Here is a 17,145-nt window from a genome sequence, read left to right as displayed (position 1 = left end):
AAAAAAGTCAAGCTACAAGCCTACACCCAATGCATAGTAGTCCTAACAGACAAACAAAAAATTTATCATAAAATCATTGCGAATGCGTTGTCAGAAGAAAATGCGGTTGAATTTTCTTTTTTAAATGAATTGAAATCCAATCATGATACTAAAATTAAAAAAATCGTTTGTATGTGGGGAAGCGGCGACATTGATCTGCCCTCATGGAAGCTTCGTAAAATGCTGTGTGAGGTCAATCTCGAAAACCAAAAGGCTCAAATGCTTTTGCTGGGAAAACCATCCTATATCGTTAAAAATATTTTACAAACCTTAAAGTAAAACGGGACATTCACTACAGTAAATGAGCAACCGCCTCCTTTTCCATCAAAAGCTCCAGCACACGGACCCGCGGAAGCTTATCCGCGGGCTTTTTTATAAAGCACTTGTTTTACCCGCATATCCATGCTATTATAAAACCGATTTTCTGAGTTCCCGGCAGCCCTGCAAAACCGGCTATGGGGATTGCCCTCAGACAAATGGAGAGGTGTTTGTTATGAATCAACGGAGAACCCTGCCCGAACCGCAGCCCACGCTGAAATACCAGGATGAGCGGGCGAGCGCCTGGGGCCAGAGCATGGTGTTTATGCGCCAAGCCTACCCCAACATGGCACTGATGACCTACGATAATATTGTTCACCGCGGGTCTGAGCATGTGGTGCTGGCAAAGCTTGTCGTCGGCGTGGGCAATGAGTCGCCCACATGGCTTACCTGGGAAGCCTGCACTGCGGAGACCACCGCAGACAACGTGCCAGGCGGCCTGGTCAGCCGCACTGTCCTGGCGGACGGCGGCTCTCTGACCGCCGAGCTCTACCCGCTCATGGCCGGACGCGCCCCGGACGCATGGGAGGGCGGCGCCGTACTGCGCATCTCCTGTGAACGCGAAACGGGCCTTTGGCTGAAATTCGGCGGCGGCAAAATTGCCTTTATGCACTACTCCCCCAACGTCTCCATGGCTGGGGATCAGATTGATTGCGAGGAAAGCAGCGCGGAGCTGGACGGAAGTACTGTTTTCCTGTCCCATGGGACCGTGCCGCTGTTCACCGCCGTCTCCGCGGACGCGGATTTTCGTGTGGAGACCCTGCCTGAAGCCGTTACCGGACGCGGCGCAGACTGCGGCGCGAACTGCGGCGCGAGCTGCGGCGCCTACGCCGTCGCGCACACCGCGCGGAACCAGCTCTGCCTCACAGCCGGCTTTGCCCGCAGCCGCGAGCGGGCCCGTCAGCTCGCTCAGACGGACGCGGCGGCGGAGATCTTGCGGATCCAGGCCTACTATCGCGGGCTGTGTGAGCATTGGCGGCTGGATACGCCCTCCGCGAACCTCAACGAGGCCTTCACCCACGCGCTCTACCACCTGGAATATGCATGGCTGGAGCCTTACGGCTGGATTGAAAGCATCCAGCACTGGCCCACCATGTGGCACATGGAGCATACCGCCGCAGAAGAGTGGAACGGACATTCCGAGCGGGTTAAAACCTGCCTGACCGCCCAGATGCAGCGTGTGTTTGACAACGGCGCGATTCCCGACCTGTGCCCCAACGGCGAAGGCCGCCGCGATTGGGGTGGCAACAACCAGTTTTTCCTGCGCGAGGTGCTGCACTATGTGCGCATGACCGGCGACCTGGACTTTGCCGCCCAGGCAGAGCCCTTTATGGAGCGCGCCCTGAAGCAGAGCTTTGCGGAGTATGACCCCACCGGCAGCGGAGTCATCGGCTGGAGCACACAGATCGGCAATCAGGAGGATATGGAGAGCACCCCCGGCAAGGGCGCGGCAACCGGCAGCGAGGGGGTGCGCATGCTTGAAATTATGGCCGAGCTCAAGGAGCTGCTCGGCAAGCCGGAGGAGGGCGCGCGTTACCGCGCGCACGCCGCATACTGCCTGGACCAGCTGCGCCAGACTCTCTGGCTGCCCGACCTGGGCCGCTATGCCTGGTATGAGGATAGCGTAGGCGAAAAGCGCCTCGACACTACCTACCACGGCATCGCCTATCCCGTGATCTACGGCCAGCTCGACGCCTTTGACAGCAAGAGCGCCCTCGACCACCTCAAGCATCGCCTGAGCGGGCCGGAGGGGGAAATTTATCAATCCAACCACTTCGGCGACCATGCCTATTGGGACGTCCCCACCTGGGGCATGCAGTGCGGCTCCGACATGCAGCCGTTCGCCACGGCGGCCTATGCGGCCGTGGGCGATGCGCAGGCCGCCGTCCGGCCCCTGGAGTTCATCGCCAAGCGCGTCTGCGGCCCCTATCAGCGCGGCGCTTGGCCGGAGACCGCCAATGAGACCCGCTTCGCCTATTTCTCTCCCTCCGCCGCGGTCTATGCCCAGGCTGTCATTGAATCCATATTCGGCCTCAGCCGCGATGCCATCCGGAATGAAACCGTGCTCGCCCCCTGTATGCCCGAGGACTGGCCCTCCGCCGGGCTGACCCTGCCCGGGCTGTCTATACGCTATGAAAAGAAGGACGGCGCCTGCCGCCTGGAGCTGCACGCGGATGGCGACCATACCCGCAAGCTGCTGCGTCTGCGCTGTGCCCCCTACCGCTCCATTTCCGTTTCCGTCAACGGCCGCGAGGTTCCCGTGCGCACGGTTCCGCAGTGCGGCTGGTTTGAAGCCGAGGCCGATCTGGGTACGGATACCATCATCAGCGTCAGCTGGCGCCTGCTGCCGCTCTCTCTGTCCATCGACGGCCCGCAGACGGCAGCCTGCGGAGACGAGGTCTGCTTTTCGCTGTCCGGTACGGACGGCAGCGTCGAGCTGATTGGCTTGGATGACCGCTGCGGCCTGTTCCAGCATGCCGTTATAGCCGGCGGCCTCCTCACGGCACGAGTCCGCACCGGCCTGCTTACGCCCTATGAAAAATTCGGCCCATTGGGCATGATGAACTTCGCAAGAAGGCAGTTTGCACTGCTGCTGCGCCAGGGTGGGAGAAGCTTCTCCATGCCTTGTACGCTGACCCTGCTCCCGGCGCTGACTGTCACCGGAGCCTGGGAACCGTTGGCGCGCCAGGCGGTGCTGCGGGTACAAAACCACACCGCGCGGCCCATCACCGGCAACTGTGTGCTGACGTTCGGCGGCTGTTCGCTCACAGGCAGAGCCGGCCTCCCGGCGGGAAGCAGCGCGGAGCTCCGTTTTCCTGCCCCGGCCGGACTGGAGCCGCTGCTCTCGCCGGGGCAGAACCGGGCCGTTCTTTCCTGTCCCGGCGCGCAGCTGTCGCTGGAATTTCCGTTACAGGCGGCAGGCATACCGGCACGAGTGGAGGGCCTGCCGCTTCCGGATGAAGCCGTGTTGCCCGCGGAGGCCTGGCGGGAGCTCGGCATGCACGCTCACCAGGGCTGCATCCTCCAAAACCCGGACATCTTCCTCAAGGACTTTTTCACCCGCTACCAGCAGGTGCAGGTGATCGACGGTGTGCCGCTGCCGCTGAACCCCAACGGCTTCCTGCCTATAAGCCAGGAAAAATATCCGGTGCTCACGCTGCCCATGGGCGGCAGGCGGATAAAAAAGCTCTATCTGCTGATGTGCGCCTTTATCAATAATTCCGACACCTTCGCCCGCGTTTTCCGCGTGGAGGCCGAGGCCGGGCGCGAGGGCGCCTATATGCGTCCCATTTTCCACCGGGAGCTGTGCAGCCCCGGCGCGCTGGATATGGGCTACGGCAGCGGCGTCATCGCCGGCTTTGCCACCTTTGTACCGGGGACGCAGCGCGGCGCACTGCCGGTCTTTCCCGAGGAGGCCGAGGCGGGGGACTACCCGCAGGCTGTCCCGCCCCAGTACCCGCAGCGGGAATTTTGGAGCCAAAGCCCAGCGGTGGCGCTGGACAATAACGTATTCAACCTGATTGAGCTCGACTTCGGGCGCTTTGTCTCATTGAAGGAGCTGCGCATCACCGCACTGGAGGCCGACGCTGCCGCGGGGCTGTTCGCAGTCGCCGCGCATCTTCCGGCGGAGCCCGATCCCGATGTGCAGCGGTAGAAGCATGTAAAACGAATGAAAGCCTAACAGCCGAAAATCTTCGGCACTTTGTAATTTTACGGTTCCCATCTTATAATAAACGCGCACCGGGCCGTACCGGAAACGGGTTGGCTGGGCAAGTAAAAATTTTGAGGGGGGTATTGCCTGATGTTTCAGACAATACCCCCCTTTTATGTGAAGCTCTTATTGACTTCTTAACCGGTACTGTGTACGATAAAGCCTAAGCGCTGCTTAAAGAGGATGCCGTTAAGCTCCCGTTACGGGCTTGCTTGGCTCTATAATAGCCGGGAACGACGCAGCCTATCCTTATAAATAAAACTTTACGGAGGCATACCAAAATGGCCATTACAATCAACATCTATTATAGCGGTAAAAACGGAAATGCAAAAAAGTTCGCAGAGGAAATGCTTTCAACCGGAATCGTCGACAGTATTCGCAGGGAAAAGGGAAATATTAAATATGAATACTTCTTTCCAATGGCTGATACAGAAACTTTGCTTCTAATCGACAGCTGGGAGGATCAAAGCTCCATCGATCTTCATCATGCTTCTCCGATGATGGCACAAATTATAAGGCTTAGGGAAAAATACGGCCTTCACATGAAGGTGGAACGCTATGTTTTGGCAGATAACGGTATTCCTGAAGCAGATAGAAAATTTATAAAGGAGTAGAAAGCCTGCATGGCGTTTTCCCTAGGCTGCACCCAGCCGGGAATTTTATTTTGTTGCGCTCCTATTTGCTTTATGGTATCATGGCAGCAAACAACCAATCATCCAGGAAAGAGGGTGCGAAATGGACCGGCGTAAACTGATTGACACGGCCCAGGGCAAGCTGGAGCCGGACCTTGTTCTGAAAAACGGAAGGATCATCCAGGTGCTGACCGGGGAGATTTTGGAGGGCGACATCGCGGTCAAGGACGGTTGGATCGCCGGTGTGGGCCGTTACGACGGGCCGCATGCGGCGGACCTGGACGGCCGCTACGTGTCGCCGGGCTTCATCAACGCCCATTGCCACGTGGAGTCCTCCATGGCTCTGCCGGAGGTTTACTGCGCGGAGGAGCTGCGCTACGGTGTCACCACACTGATTACCGACCCGCATGAGATTGCCAACGTTGCGGGAGCCGCGGGCATCGCCTTCATGCTGGACCGCTCCGAGGGCCTGCCGATGCGCTACTACGTCCAGGCGCCGTCCTGTGTACCCTGTACCGCGCTGGAACACGCGGGCAGCGTGCTCACGGCGGAAAGCCTAGCCCCCTTCCTGGCGCATCCCCGTGTGACCGGGCTGGGGGAAATGATGGATTTTCACGGGGTGGCGGACGGCGCGCCCGGTGTGCTGGAAAAGCTGGACCTCTTCAGCGGCAAGGTGCTGGACGGGCATCTCCCTGCGGCGCAGCCGTTGCTGCAGCCTTACGCGGCCGCGGGCATCCGCACCGACCACGAAAGCGTCACCTTTGAGGAGGCGCAGGCAAAACTGCGCGCGGGCCTGTCGGTGCTGATCCGGCAGGGCAGCGGCAGTAAAAACCTGGACGCCATTGTCGCCGGGATTGTGCGTGAGGGGCTCGATACTTCCGGCCTGGCCTTCTGTACGGACGACAAGCACCTGCTGGATATTCACCGAGAGGGCACCATCCGCTGCTGTATTGAGCGCGCCATTGCCCTGGGGCTGCCGCCGGTCACCGCCTACAGGCTGGCTACTCTCAACGCCGCGCGCATCTACCGCTTATGGGATCTCGGCGCGATTGCCCCTGGTTTCCGGGCAGACCTGGTGGTGCTGGACAGCCTGGAGCAGGCCCGGGTACACAGCGTCTATCAAAACGGAAAAAATGTGAGCGGCCTCCCGGCTCATCCGCACCGCCAGCCGATTCCGCCGGAAATTCTGCATTCCGTCCACATTCGTCCACTGGCAAAGGAAGCCTTCCGCCTGCCCGGGCAGGAGACGTACCCCGTCATCAATATGGTTCCCAACCAAATCATCACCCGGAAAACCCTGGTTTCCGCTGCGGAGGCGGAACGCCTGCTGCGGGAAAAGGAGCTGCTGAAAATAGCCGTGGTAGAGCGGCATCATGCCACCGGCTGCATGGGCGTGGGCCTGCTGGCCCGCTATGGCCTGCGGGACGGCGCTATCGCCACCACCGTGGCCCACGACTCGCATAACCTGATTGTGGTAGGCGGCAGCGACCGCGACATGCATATTGCCGTGCAAGAGCTTCAGCGCGTGCAGGGAGGCTTTACGCTGGTACGCGGCGGGCAGGTGCTCGCCACACTGCCGCTGCCGGTGGCGGGCCTCATGTCCGACAAACCCTGCGCCGAAATTACCGTGAAACTGCAAGCGCTCACCGGGTTGGCCCGGGAGATGGGCGTGGACCCTTCCATGGACCCCTTCATCGCCCTAAGCTTCCTCGCGCTGCCCGTCCTTCCTGAAATCCGCATCACGGACCTCGGCGTGGTCGAGGTCTCCTGAACCGCCGCATAAGCTTTAAAGAGGGCGGATATATCCATAAAAAGGTTGACAAGAGGCCGCGCCGGCTACTTGGCCTTTAATACCCTGATAGATATAGTAGGGCTTCGAGAAGAAATAGGGGCCATTGCGACTGGCGTCTAGTTATGCCGGGTTGTAGCCGTTCAGAATATCCAGAATGTCGGCCCGGCAGATATTGCCGCCCAGGACGCCGCCGTCCGGAGAGACGCACAAGGCGCGGATATCCGTTGGGTCCTCCGCGTACGGGCTGGTATATGTCCGCTCCCTGTCAAAATATGCGCTCAGATATTTAAGTGCATTTCCGCTCGGGAAAACGGTGTTGCCCTTAGAGGCCGCAATCCCCATTCCGGCAAATTCCTCCAAGATCGCCGCCGTCCGCTGGTTATAAGGGTTTGTGTCCTCCCTGCCAACCAGCCAGCCAGGCCGGGTGCGCGCGAACCGGGATGCCGGCGGCCTTCGCCGCCCGCGCAAAGCTCTTTACCGGCTCAAGCGGAATGGCCTCCTAGTGGAATGCATCGACGGACAGCAACAGGTCGTTGACGCCGCTTTGAGCCAGCCTCAGGGCGGCTTCTCTTATTTTTTTCTCATCCCTATTGAAAAAACCGTTTGTTATCAGCTGCCTTTTGGGAACACTCATCTCCTGAGCCGCAGCCTGAATCTCGCAGACCTCATCAATGCAAAGCAGCGGCTCCCCGCCAAAAGTCATAAGGGAATCTATACCGAACGCCCCGCACAGGCTATAAACAGCCCGTACCGCCGCGCCGCCGTCTATATGCCCGCCCGTGGACGCGTGCTCTCCCTCGGAGCAACGCTTGCAGCGGCCCGTACAGGCCAGCGTGACCAAAAACTCCAGACGCCTAAGATTTCTAAAAGCTGGATTCATGCGCGTCCCTCCCTATTCCTGCGCCCCGGGCTCCGCCGGCTGTTCCTGAGCGGGTATTCCGCCCTTGTGCGCCAGCTCCTGAAAGACTTTATCCCTGACCAGGAAGAACGACCCTGCCATAAACAGCAGGCCTGTGGCAATGAGGATGTATTCAATTTTAACATAGTCTGCCAGCGGGCCAAAGAACACCATCGCCAACGGCATAACGGCCCCGGTAATAACCGAGATCAAGGAAAACACCCGCCCCTGCTTATCGGGGTCGACATGCTCCTGAAACAGCGTGATAAAGGGGGTGTTGACCATCGGCATGGTCAGGCCCGTCAGCGCCATCCATACCAGGTACACCACAAAGCCGAGCGGCAGGCCCATAAGAACGGAGAAGACCCCGCACAGCAGGCAGCCCAGTCCAATGGTGTGGATTTTATTTTTGAACCCGCCCCAAGAGGAAATCAGCACGCCGCCAAGAATATTGCCGATGAAAAAAATCATCTCATTCAAAGTCAGGTACCAGGGTTCGGCGCCGAAGGAACGGGTGACCATCAGGGGATTGAGAATGGAGAGCGGCGCCATCAGGATATTGGCAAGCACCAGGTAAATCATCATGCGCGAGACAAAGCGGTGGTTTTTGGTGTAGAGGATGCCCTCCTTGATCGCGCCGAAATAATCGACCTTGCCCTGATCCCGCTTCTGATAATGCACCTGTACAAACGAGAAAACCGAGATGCCGATGACGGCGGTGATAACATCGACAAAAAAGATATATTCCAGCTCCACGTTTGCCAGCAGCGCCCCGCTGACAGCCGGGGAGATGATCAGCATAATGGATTGAACCGTGGTATTGATGCCGTTTACACGCATCAGATGCTGTTCGGGTACAATCTCGGGAATGAAGGAGGTCACCGTGGGCGTTTGAATACCGCTGCCGAAGGAGCGAATACACAACACTACAAACAGCAGCCAGATAAAGTCAAAGCCCGCCAGGAATAAAATGGCAATGACCAGGGTTGCAAGGGCAATCGTGCCATCCGCCAGCATGATGAGCTTCTTTTTATTGTATTTATCCGCCCACACGCCGGCAAACAGGGAAATCAGCACCTGTGGGATAAAGCCGCACAGGGTCGCCAGCGTCGTCATAACGCCGGACTGCGTCTCAAGGGTGATGTACCAGATAATTGCATACTGAACCAGGGATGACCCAAACAGCGAAACCGCCTGGCTGGTCAGGAACAATCCGGCTTTCTTCTTCCAGGTTTTTTCCATAAATCTCCTTTAGGCTCATTTTACAGCCCGGCTTTTTATTGATTCGTTTCTTTATTATACCTGAGTATGAACCGGCTTGCAAGAAATAAAAATCCCGGGCCAAAGCCCGGGATTTTCCACCGCTTTTAAACCGCTCGAATTAATCCGCCCGGCCCTTCTGCAGCTTTGTGGACACAAAAACATACTCCGCCATCCACTGCGCCATTTCATTTTCAAAGGGAAATACCTCCGTGTCCGGCGCGGGCAGCTCCCCGTAAATTTTCGTACAGGCGTTTTCCTTAAAGCCTACCGCCCGGCAGTACTCCTCCCATTGCTGCACATTCACCAGCTCTTTCTTCCACCAGGCCTCTTCATCTCCCGATACGGCGGAAAGCAGCAGGTTCATCCAGGCCTTAGAGTTTTCGCTCTCAAAATCCTCGACGACCGATTTTGTATAAACGCTGCAGCCGCCGTCCTTTAAAACCCTGTTCGCCTCACTGAGCCCGGCCATCATTTTAGCCTGCATACTCTCATAGCCTCCATAGGAAAACACCAGGTCGACCGAGCCGTCCTTCAGCGGCAGATTGGCGCCGTCACAAGCCAAATATACCATATCGACAAACGGGTTTCTACACTCTGTGGCATAAAAAACCTTGTTCCACTTCAAAATCCGGTGGCTGATGTCCACCATGATAATCGTCACCGGCCAGTTGATCCGTTCAATCTGTTGCTTGATCCCCATCCCTTGACCACAGGCCATGTCCAGGATCACCTTGGGCCGCTTCTTCTCAATCGCCTGCCACATGACGTCGGCCTGGCTCAGGCCCCTTCTGTAATTGGGATTTTGGGGCCGGTGATGCTCGCGCAAATACCCCTCATAGTTGCGAAATGCAAGGGACCACAGTTCCCCAGGAATTTCCCTGGTGTTGAAATCCAAAACGCCGTCAACCACCGCATAACTATGTCCGCTGTCGCATGCATAGGTAATGGGGCTGTCACAAACCTTTTTCAGCTTTAACGGCTGGCGGCATTGCGGGCATAGGAGAATCTTGTCCATAAAAACATGCTCTCTGCCGATATTGCCGATGCCCTCGGTGTAATCGTCCCCCTCCAAAATGCTGTTGATTGAGACCTTGCAAATCCAGGACATATCCAGAAGCGTGCCGATGTCCGGCAGCGATACGCCAGTTTCCCACTTGCTGATCGCCTGCGGGCTGACGTTCAGAAGCTCAGAAAACTCCGCCTGTGAATACCCTTCCCTTTTGCGAAGAGCACTCAGCCTTTTACCCACGTCCATTTTGTCAATCATTTTATACACCTCCCAAATTTTAATCTTACTATAGCATATCCCTGCGGATATAAAAATGGAGAGACAGTTTCAACAAACCATGAAAGCATCAACCGCCGGTTGATAAGAGGTAGTAGACCGGCAGCGCTGTGAGCCCCTATGCCTGCGGGCAAAAAGGCGATAAAAAGCCCCAAAGCCCGGTATTGTATACCGGCTTTGGGGAAACCGCAGGACTCTCTGCCCTCTGCCCTGCACGCAGCCCAACCGTTGGTTACTTAAAAAAGCTGTTGACGGCCTCCGCCCCTATGACCGCTAAGAGCACAAATATTATACTGAGCACGCAGAACAGCACGGCCTGTACCGGCCGCACGAACCGCGCCCTACGACACATAAAATTGCGCCTGTGGCAACAGCAGAATGCCGCCGGCATTTGCCCGGCATAAACAGAGCCCGGGGCGGGCAAGGCCTCCGGGCTGCTGTAAATAGGAATTTGGCACGGGATGTGCTTTTATGTTGGGCGCTGTATTCGTTCGCTGTTTTTATTTTGCTGCTTCAATCTGATAATGCAGGCCGATGCTTCCGACGCCCTCGGAGACAGCAGCTCTCAGTGTGAGCACGGTATTTTTTCCAACATTCCAGGTTTCTGTCCAGCTGCCGGATGTCCCGCTTTTGATTTTTTCCATGATTCCCTCGGCGGAAAGCCGGCTGTCTAAACCCGGGTAGGTAGACATTTCGCCGTAGGCTGCCTTTGCATCTGCCAGCAGGGTTTGCGCCACAGCTGCGAGCTGTCCCGGGTCTAATTCGCCTAAAATGTAGTCAACGCCGTAAAACGTTTGCGGATCCGCGCGCATAAAAAGCGGTTCTTCGGTAAACGCCTTGCCCGCCAGCTCTTTCTTAGCGGTCAGGACCAGGTTTCCGGGAGAGTGGGCTCCGTCCGTTGTATAATCGCTTTCAGAAAGCTTCAGGGCAGCCGTAACATCCGCCGCGGCGTTTCCGTACTGCGCTTCGTAGGCCTCAATGGTTTTATGGTCGGGCAGCCCGCCGGCAGCCGTCTGCTGGCAGGCAGTGGCAAAAACAAGTGCAAGGACAAGACAGATCAGGGCGGTTATTCTTGTAAAGCGCTTTTTCATCGCAAATTCTCCTCGTTTAATGAAGTTATAGCGCTACGGTGTAGTCATTCCAAACTCGGTCTATCTGAATATCGAATGTTAGATATTGTCCAGCAGAAAGTGAACCTGTTGGGTTGATAACTCTATTTGAGTAAGGGAAGGTACGATTAGTCATATACATTGTAGATGGAACCGGGTTTGGTTGATTAACCGTAATTACATACTCTACCTCATTAGGATCAACTTTTTGGAATCCTGGGTATGAGTACCAGAAACCACCACATGTGTAATGAACCCTAATAGCAGTTAAATTACATTCTTGATATTTTTTATAGGTAAAATATGCAGCAGTAGGACGATAATAGGAATAATTAAATACATCATACACAGCGGTTGCACGGACAACATATCTTCCATCCCAAGAAAGTGGAGGGAACTCCGCTGTTGAGCCCGCCCTGGTGCTGACATCGCCGGATTTTTCAAGCCCAGCCTCGCCGTCATCATCCACGAGGAGAAGAACATCCTTGGTCATTGTCGGGCCATCGGTATTGGTTACCACCAAGGCCTCTCCGGTGCCATTTGCGGACGACTCAACAGGAAGCAACTGAATGTCTGAATCGTCACAGACGGGAACACCTGCCTCTTCAATATTTTTTTTCAGAGATGTCGACAGGTCGGCACCGGTCATGGAATAGGTTTCGCCTGCATCTATAGACTCGGGCGAGGCTGTTTTTACAGGATTGGAAGAGTCCTGCACAGCCCATGCGTTTGTTACTCCCAGAGAAAATAATAAAGATAGGCAAAGTATAGTTGACAATAGTTTCTTCTTCATTGTTATTCCTCCCTATATCAACAACTTCTGAGTTCCTGCTTTTTCTGTGTAAGTATAGTGATTATATCGCTGGACTCAATTTTAAGATTTTGACTTTAAGATTAATTCTGCATTGGAATCACCTCGATATCAGGTTTATCTTTCAGTCCAATTATATACTATTTATATAAAATGTAAATAGATTTATGTGATTTAGTACACAATTTTTAAAAATTAATGAAATCAATAAAACAGATGAGAATATATAGTTGTATTTTGCATTTATTTGGCAGTATTAGTCGATAAAAGCTTAACCTTTAATTTGAAATGAAGTAGAAAATAACTCCTAAGTCCCGAATGAATGAGAAATAGACTCAGAACAGGTGAAGGCCTGGTGTTGCGATTACCGCGGGAATTTGGTATCATAAATTTAAAGAAGCAGGTTAAAGGGGACGGAAAAAGGGAGACAAGATGAAATTATTATTTAAACAGCGCTTCTTCTCACTGTTTGACAGCTACGACATTTACGGTGAAGACGGAAGGACGGTTTTTCTCCATAAAAATCGGGAAAATCAAAGGCCTTTTTAATTCTCTGGTGAATCTCCCCCAAATACTTGCACCCGGTTAAGTCCAGCGTAATGATCTTTTCTTTTTTCATGCGTACCGCTCCTTTTGATAATTTACAGAACCATCATATCTACAAATAGCAAACAGGAAAGAAATATAGCTGAAAGTAATCTTTAGCTGCGTATTTCGATCTCCACCTGCTCGTCATATTTAGCACAGTGTTCCTGAAATTCCTTTAAAATCTTATATATCATTTTAACGCTCGGTCTCAGCTCTTCCGATACAGCCTTTTCTCCCAAGACAATCACCTTATCTGCGTCACACTCACTCCAAAGTAAATCATCGAATGCGCTCCAGTTTTCTCCATAAAAATCGGGAAAATCAAAGGCCTTTTTAATTCTCTGGTGAATCTCCCCCAAATACTTGCACCCGGTTAAGTCCAGCGTAATGATCTTTTCTTTTTTCATGGTGCGTAGACTCCTTTCAAATAATTTCTAAAAATGTTTCATAATGATCGTAGGTGACAAACAGCAATCCGTCGTTTGACCATAGCAGGCGATGCCGGTTTCGCTGCCCGCTGTAATAGTTAATGTCCGCCTCGTACCAAATCCGTCCTGGAATTTGGGGTAAATGATGATCTTGATTTTTATAAATTCCCTTCGTTACCATTTTTCCCGGCGCAAATTTTGCGGGCGCTTTTCCCTTTCTCCATCCAAGTTCTCTTAAATCGTTTTCTGTCATGTAGTACTCCGGTAAATCTGCAAAATACTTCATCCAGTAATCCGCGCCGTTTTGTCCGTCCTTTGTTCCCTGTCCGGCAATCACCGCATCCATTGGTTTTATCTCGCACCGGCAGTTCGGGTGAAGCGGCGGCTCTATGTCCGGCGTCTCATCCATCCGATAAATTTGACCGTGGCGGGCTCGGCATTCCAGACAGGTTTTCAAGTCGAGCACCGCAACCCAATTCTTATAAGTCCGGCTTTCCTGTGTGGGCGGCGAATAGGAATCCAACCGGCCTTTTGTCAAGACACAGAGCATATTTGCTGAAACGACATATCCACACATCTTTTTTACATACATTATAACACTTCCTTACTTTGTAATAAAGATAAAGTCTTTTCACTATTCCTGAAAAATCGCATAAAAGTTACACTGTTTTATGCAACTTGAGAATAATATTTACAATTCATTCATACCTTAACAGATAAAATCCATCACAAAAAGGAAAACGGGGCCTCCGGCCTGAAAATCAGGCGGAAGCCCCGCATCTGCTTGTGAAAGTCCCTTGTTTTTCCATTTTATGGAAAAGACATCTATGGAAAACTGTTTTTGTTTTGTGGGCTCTAAAAAGCCCACAAACCCGCATGAAACCTAAAAAATGGGCCGGTCATCTATTATGACCGGCCCATTTGTCAGGGGTGGACACTTTAGATGCCGCCCCCGCCGCGAGCGTTCCGTTTAGGCAAAAGACTAAATGTCAACGCGAATTGCGTTCGGACTTAGTTTTTATTTCGGCGGTAAAAAAGATATTTTTGCGGTTTCGGCAGAGAGAGCTGAACTCTCACACCTCTCGAAAAGGGAGGACGATCGACGCCGATTTAAATAATTTTTATTTTTCCAAATTTTCTTTAATCACATCAGCAACATGCGAAAACCCATTTTTCCGCAGAGCGTTAAGATATCCATATGTGTTTTTATTTTCCAGGTCTGTAAAGCATCTGATAACTTTTTTCATGCTATCAAAACCAATATCGTTATAAATTTTATAAAAAAGTACAGTCCCTTTGTCATGCACCCCATCAGGCCGTGTTCCATCAAGTGTTTTAATAGGCGGCAGTGTAGTAGACTGCTCAATTTTAGGCTGTAAAATATAATTAAAGAGATTGGTATCATTGTTTTTCAGGGCAAACAATAAAGAGGCCCACTCCGCAGTCGTTTCGTTGAGCCAATCCTCCCAACTGCCGGTATCAGCACCGGCACACCAGATATGTGCAGTTTCATGTGCAAATAACCAACTAATTTCAGCTTCGCTGTTTCCTAATGAGGTACACCACATAAAATCTTTTCGCCTATAAGCACCACCTACAGTTATAAATGGCCAGGCACAAGCAATGTCTAATGTAGAAATATTAATCTTTTGAAATAAATCACCGTTATAAAAGTTTACGATATCATTATAAATTTCATTTGCTTTTTCTGCCTGTAAAGCAATACTATCATCAAGAAAATATATACTCATATATTCGCTCGATACTTTTTTCATTAAAGCACGGTTATAAGCGACAATATTATATGGATCAAAGCCCTGATTTCCATATTCCCATGTTGAGTTTTTATCATTATAAGTACCTTTTATGACGAACCAACGCTGTCCATCTTCAATAATTACCTTATCTATAGATATATCAATAGACATTTCCTGAGGATACCAAGCCGAATAAAAACTTAATGAAACAAAATCATCTGTTACAATATTGTGCCAATTTTTTCTCTTTTCTAAATCAAACTGCACGGAACCACAATATGCAATAGTAATATTCTGAATGGGTTCATTTCCTGTTACTTTTATTACTTGTGATAACGATCTGAAGGTTGGTGAAATTGTATCAGTTTTTTGATATGTTATATTTTCTCCGAATATCGAAGTAATAACCAAATCATTGTTAAGGATAAAAGAAAGTTCTTTTTCTGTATTATTGGGACAGTTAATATTTGCTGAAGCAAAGAATTCATTGTTTTGAAATTTTACAGTTACTTTCATTGCATTTTGTGACATTATTGCCTTCCCCCCTCTACATAAAAACAACGATTTTTGTTTTAATAATACTATATTCCACATAAAATGTAAATAAAAAGTATGATTTTAATAAAAAATTACCGTATGAAAAAGGTACTCTATTCCGCAGGGCGTCCCGTAAAAAGTTGGCAGCAACGCACAGGCATTGATCTTGTTTGTAAGCAAACGACACTAGTGTCCCCCGACGTGTCTGGCTATCATGAAATAGGTACCTGTTGCCAACACAGCAGCAAAACTTCAAAATAGAAAAAATGCGGCCATCTAATTGCTGACCGCAAATTTGGAAAGGCAGCCCTAAATATGGAATAAAAAGGACAACAGTGTTTAAAACAATCCATAAAAAACTGTTCAAAATACTGTCATCCGATCAAGTAGCGTTTTCTTCTTCCTTTACCGCAGGAGTCCATTTTCTAGGGTGAGAATCCGGTCGAAATTCCGGGCGAAAGTGGGGTCGTTGGTGGCAGCCAAGACGGTCAGATCTTTCTGGAAAAGAAGCGCTGCCATTTCCTTCCGGAGACTGGTGTCTTGGGCGGAGGTGATCTCATCCAGACAGAGAATCTTCTCTCGGCGCAGCAGCGCCCTAGCAAGGGCAGTTCGTTGCTTCTGACCCCCGGAAAGAGCGGCATCCCCACCTTCAACGGGCGTGTCCAGGCCAAGACTCCGGTCTGAAACGAAATCGGCAATTCCTGCCTCTGACAAGGCTCTCTCAATTTCATGATCAGAGGCATTCTCTTTGCCCATACCCACGTTTTCACGAACTGTTCCCGGCAGCAAATCAGCGGACTGATCTACATAACCGAAGCAACGCCGCCACTGGCGGGGATCTGCCTCCTCCAGGGGGATGCTGTCTATGGAAATTCTTCCGCTGTCAGGGCGCAACACGCCCGCAGCCAGCTTCAGGAGAGTGGATTTTCCGTTGCCGGAGCTACCCACCAAAGCTACCTTTTCTCCCTTGTGGAGGGTGAAACTTACATCCTGGAGAACATCCTGAACTCCGCCGGGATAGCGAAAGGTAACATGAGCAAAGGTGAGAATCTGGGGAGAGGTTTCCGGCAGAGGCGTACCGGTTACCTCTTCTTCCATGTCCAGTATCTCAATGACCCGGTTGCAGGCAGGCAGGGAAGCCTGATACATGGCAACTATGTCGATGAGAAAGCCAATTTTTATGACGACTTGGGGCAATACTCCCAGCGCCAGAATCAGAGCGGGTAGAGTAAGTTGGCCGTGGTAGATCAACAAGCCTCCCATCAGGCAGATACCGCCGTAGGTCATCCACTTGCGGCAGTAGGTGAGACAGGAAAATCGGGTGTCTAGTGAGACTTTTTTTCGGTTGGTCAGAGTGATGCTCTCCAGTTTTTGGCTAAGCTCCCCTCCGCGGCGGCCAGCCAGCAAAAAGAGACGGACGGCAATTTTATTGGCGATATTGTCGGTGATTTCCGACTGGGCACTCACTTCGGCTTCTCGAAGTTCCTGGCCGACGGCACGTAATTTTCCCACAAAATGTCGCTTGATCCAAACATTCAAAAGGCCAATGAGCACAGCTGTCAGTCCCAAAAGCCAATGAACCTGCAAAACTATCACCAGACTTCCTATCAGGGCGATAAGACTCTGAAGCAGGCTGGAAATGGTGCCGTAGGTGGAAATAGCTGCCGTCGTTACATCGTTGGAGAAACGAATAACGGCATCATCTGTTTTCATGGTTTTTTTAGCGTGCAGAAGCTTTTGAAAGCACCGGTTCCAGAGACGGCATTTGGACTGCTCCTGAATGACCATAACCAGATAAGCGGTAACGCAGAAAATTGCAAGATAAATTGAAAAGGCCAGAACATACCCCAGAACGATATACAAAAAGCTATTGGCACTGGCGCCTAATGCGAATTCAGTCAAACTCTCCTGAAGCTTTGCGAGAAAATAGGGCATAACAAAATCTTGAGAGGTCCAAATAAGAAGGGCTGGGACGT

14 protein-coding genes are annotated in these 17,145 nt (G+C 51.9%); 3 read left to right on the top strand and 11 right to left on the bottom strand.

Annotated features, from left to right (window positions below; translation table 11 throughout):
- Positions 1-532 precede the first annotated feature (532 nt).
- The 3 genes from DPQ25_RS05280 (at position 533) to ade (ending at position 6,472) form a co-directional block, all read left to right on the top strand.
- Complete coding sequence (locus DPQ25_RS05280; RefSeq protein ID WP_146740529.1) at positions 533-4,012, top strand: glucosidase family protein; 3,480 nt, start codon at positions 533-535, stop codon at positions 4,010-4,012.
- A 338-nt stretch (positions 4,013-4,350) separates the two neighbouring features.
- A complete protein-coding gene (locus DPQ25_RS05275) occupies positions 4,351-4,683 on the top strand; it encodes an antibiotic biosynthesis monooxygenase family protein (protein ID WP_112332139.1) in 333 nt (110 codons plus the stop codon).
- A 121-nt stretch (positions 4,684-4,804) separates the two neighbouring features.
- Entirely contained in the window at positions 4,805-6,472 is a 1,668-nt protein-coding gene (ade, locus tag DPQ25_RS05270; RefSeq protein ID WP_112332138.1) for an adenine deaminase, read from the top strand.
- Positions 6,473-6,613: 141 nt separating this feature from the next.
- Here the strand turns inward: ade and DPQ25_RS05265 are convergent, their stop codons facing one another.
- The 11 genes from DPQ25_RS05265 to DPQ25_RS05210 all read right to left on the bottom strand — a co-directional run bounded on the left by DPQ25_RS05265 (position 6,614) and on the right by DPQ25_RS05210 (position 17,104).
- Complete coding sequence (locus tag DPQ25_RS05265) at positions 6,614-6,853, bottom strand: hypothetical protein (RefSeq protein ID WP_146740528.1); 240 nt, start codon at positions 6,851-6,853, stop codon at positions 6,614-6,616.
- 139 nt (positions 6,854-6,992) lie between these two features.
- Positions 6,993-7,373 carry a radical SAM protein gene (locus DPQ25_RS05260; RefSeq protein ID WP_112332136.1) on the bottom strand — a complete coding sequence of 127 codons (381 nt, stop codon included), beginning with the start codon at positions 7,371-7,373 and terminating at the stop codon, positions 6,993-6,995.
- Positions 7,374-7,385: 12 nt separating this feature from the next.
- A complete protein-coding gene (locus tag DPQ25_RS05255; RefSeq protein ID WP_112332135.1) occupies positions 7,386-8,633 on the bottom strand; it encodes an MFS transporter in 1,248 nt (415 codons plus the stop codon).
- A gap of 139 nt (positions 8,634-8,772) precedes the next feature.
- Complete coding sequence (locus DPQ25_RS05250; protein ID WP_112332134.1) at positions 8,773-9,921, bottom strand: helix-turn-helix domain-containing protein; 1,149 nt, start codon at positions 9,919-9,921, stop codon at positions 8,773-8,775.
- Positions 9,922-10,439: 518 nt separating this feature from the next.
- On the bottom strand, positions 10,440-11,030 hold the full coding sequence (locus DPQ25_RS05240) for a hypothetical protein (RefSeq protein ID WP_112332132.1): 591 nt from the start codon (positions 11,028-11,030) through the stop codon (positions 10,440-10,442).
- 25 nt (positions 11,031-11,055) lie between these two features.
- Complete coding sequence (locus tag DPQ25_RS05235) at positions 11,056-11,841, bottom strand: hypothetical protein (protein ID WP_112332131.1); 786 nt, start codon at positions 11,839-11,841, stop codon at positions 11,056-11,058.
- A 463-nt stretch (positions 11,842-12,304) separates the two neighbouring features.
- Positions 12,305-12,478, bottom strand: a complete 174-nt coding sequence (locus tag DPQ25_RS15305; protein ID WP_407928152.1) for a barstar family protein — start codon at positions 12,476-12,478, stop codon at positions 12,305-12,307.
- An 82-nt stretch (positions 12,479-12,560) separates the two neighbouring features.
- Positions 12,561-12,854 (bottom strand): barstar family protein, encoded by a 294-nt coding sequence (locus DPQ25_RS05225; protein ID WP_112332130.1) that lies wholly within the window; start codon positions 12,852-12,854, stop codon positions 12,561-12,563.
- A 16-nt stretch (positions 12,855-12,870) separates the two neighbouring features.
- Positions 12,871-13,467, bottom strand: a complete 597-nt coding sequence (locus tag DPQ25_RS05220; RefSeq protein ID WP_112332129.1) for a minor capsid protein — start codon at positions 13,465-13,467, stop codon at positions 12,871-12,873.
- Between the two features lie 529 nt (positions 13,468-13,996).
- Entirely contained in the window at positions 13,997-15,163 is a 1,167-nt protein-coding gene (locus DPQ25_RS05215; protein WP_112332128.1) for a hypothetical protein, read from the bottom strand.
- Positions 15,164-15,574: 411 nt separating this feature from the next.
- A complete protein-coding gene (locus DPQ25_RS05210) occupies positions 15,575-17,104 on the bottom strand; it encodes an ABC transporter ATP-binding protein (RefSeq protein WP_262510510.1) in 1,530 nt (509 codons plus the stop codon).
- Positions 17,105-17,145: the final 41 nt, after the last annotated feature.

It is taken from the genome of Hydrogeniiclostridium mannosilyticum (assembly GCF_003268275.1).
GTDB classification, from domain to species: domain Bacteria; phylum Bacillota; class Clostridia; order Oscillospirales; family Acutalibacteraceae; genus Hydrogeniiclostridium; species Hydrogeniiclostridium mannosilyticum.
Note: the sequence above shows the minus strand (reverse complement) of the source record. Positions and strands in the feature narration are given on the sequence as shown.

Bases quoted from the DNA above. Each gene is read 5' to 3' on its own strand.
- DPQ25_RS05235 (WP_112332131.1), bottom strand. From the start codon at position 11,841: ATGAAGAAGAAACTATTGTCAACTATACTTTGCCTATCTTTATTATTT.
- DPQ25_RS05215 (WP_112332128.1), bottom strand. From the start codon at position 15,163: ATGTCACAAAATGCAATGAAAGTAACTGTAAAATTTCAAAACAATGAA.
- DPQ25_RS05260 (WP_112332136.1), bottom strand. From the start codon at position 7,373: ATGAATCCAGCTTTTAGAAATCTTAGGCGTCTGGAGTTTTTGGTCACG.
- ade (WP_112332138.1), top strand. From the start codon at position 4,805: ATGGACCGGCGTAAACTGATTGACACGGCCCAGGGCAAGCTGGAGCCG.
- DPQ25_RS05255 (WP_112332135.1), bottom strand. From the start codon at position 8,633: ATGGAAAAAACCTGGAAGAAGAAAGCCGGATTGTTCCTGACCAGCCAG.
- DPQ25_RS15305 (WP_407928152.1), bottom strand. From the start codon at position 12,478: ATGAAAAAAGAAAAGATCATTACGCTGGACTTAACCGGGTGCAAGTAT.
- DPQ25_RS05225 (WP_112332130.1), bottom strand. From the start codon at position 12,854: ATGAAAAAAGAAAAGATCATTACGCTGGACTTAACCGGGTGCAAGTAT.
- DPQ25_RS05280 (WP_146740529.1), top strand. From the start codon at position 533: ATGAATCAACGGAGAACCCTGCCCGAACCGCAGCCCACGCTGAAATAC.
- DPQ25_RS05240 (WP_112332132.1), bottom strand. From the start codon at position 11,030: ATGAAAAAGCGCTTTACAAGAATAACCGCCCTGATCTGTCTTGTCCTT.
- DPQ25_RS05250 (WP_112332134.1), bottom strand. From the start codon at position 9,921: ATGATTGACAAAATGGACGTGGGTAAAAGGCTGAGTGCTCTTCGCAAA.
- DPQ25_RS05210 (WP_262510510.1), bottom strand. From the start codon at position 17,104: ATGCCCTATTTTCTCGCAAAGCTTCAGGAGAGTTTGACTGAATTCGCA.
- DPQ25_RS05220 (WP_112332129.1), bottom strand. From the start codon at position 13,467: ATGTATGTAAAAAAGATGTGTGGATATGTCGTTTCAGCAAATATGCTC.
- DPQ25_RS05275 (WP_112332139.1), top strand. From the start codon at position 4,351: ATGGCCATTACAATCAACATCTATTATAGCGGTAAAAACGGAAATGCA.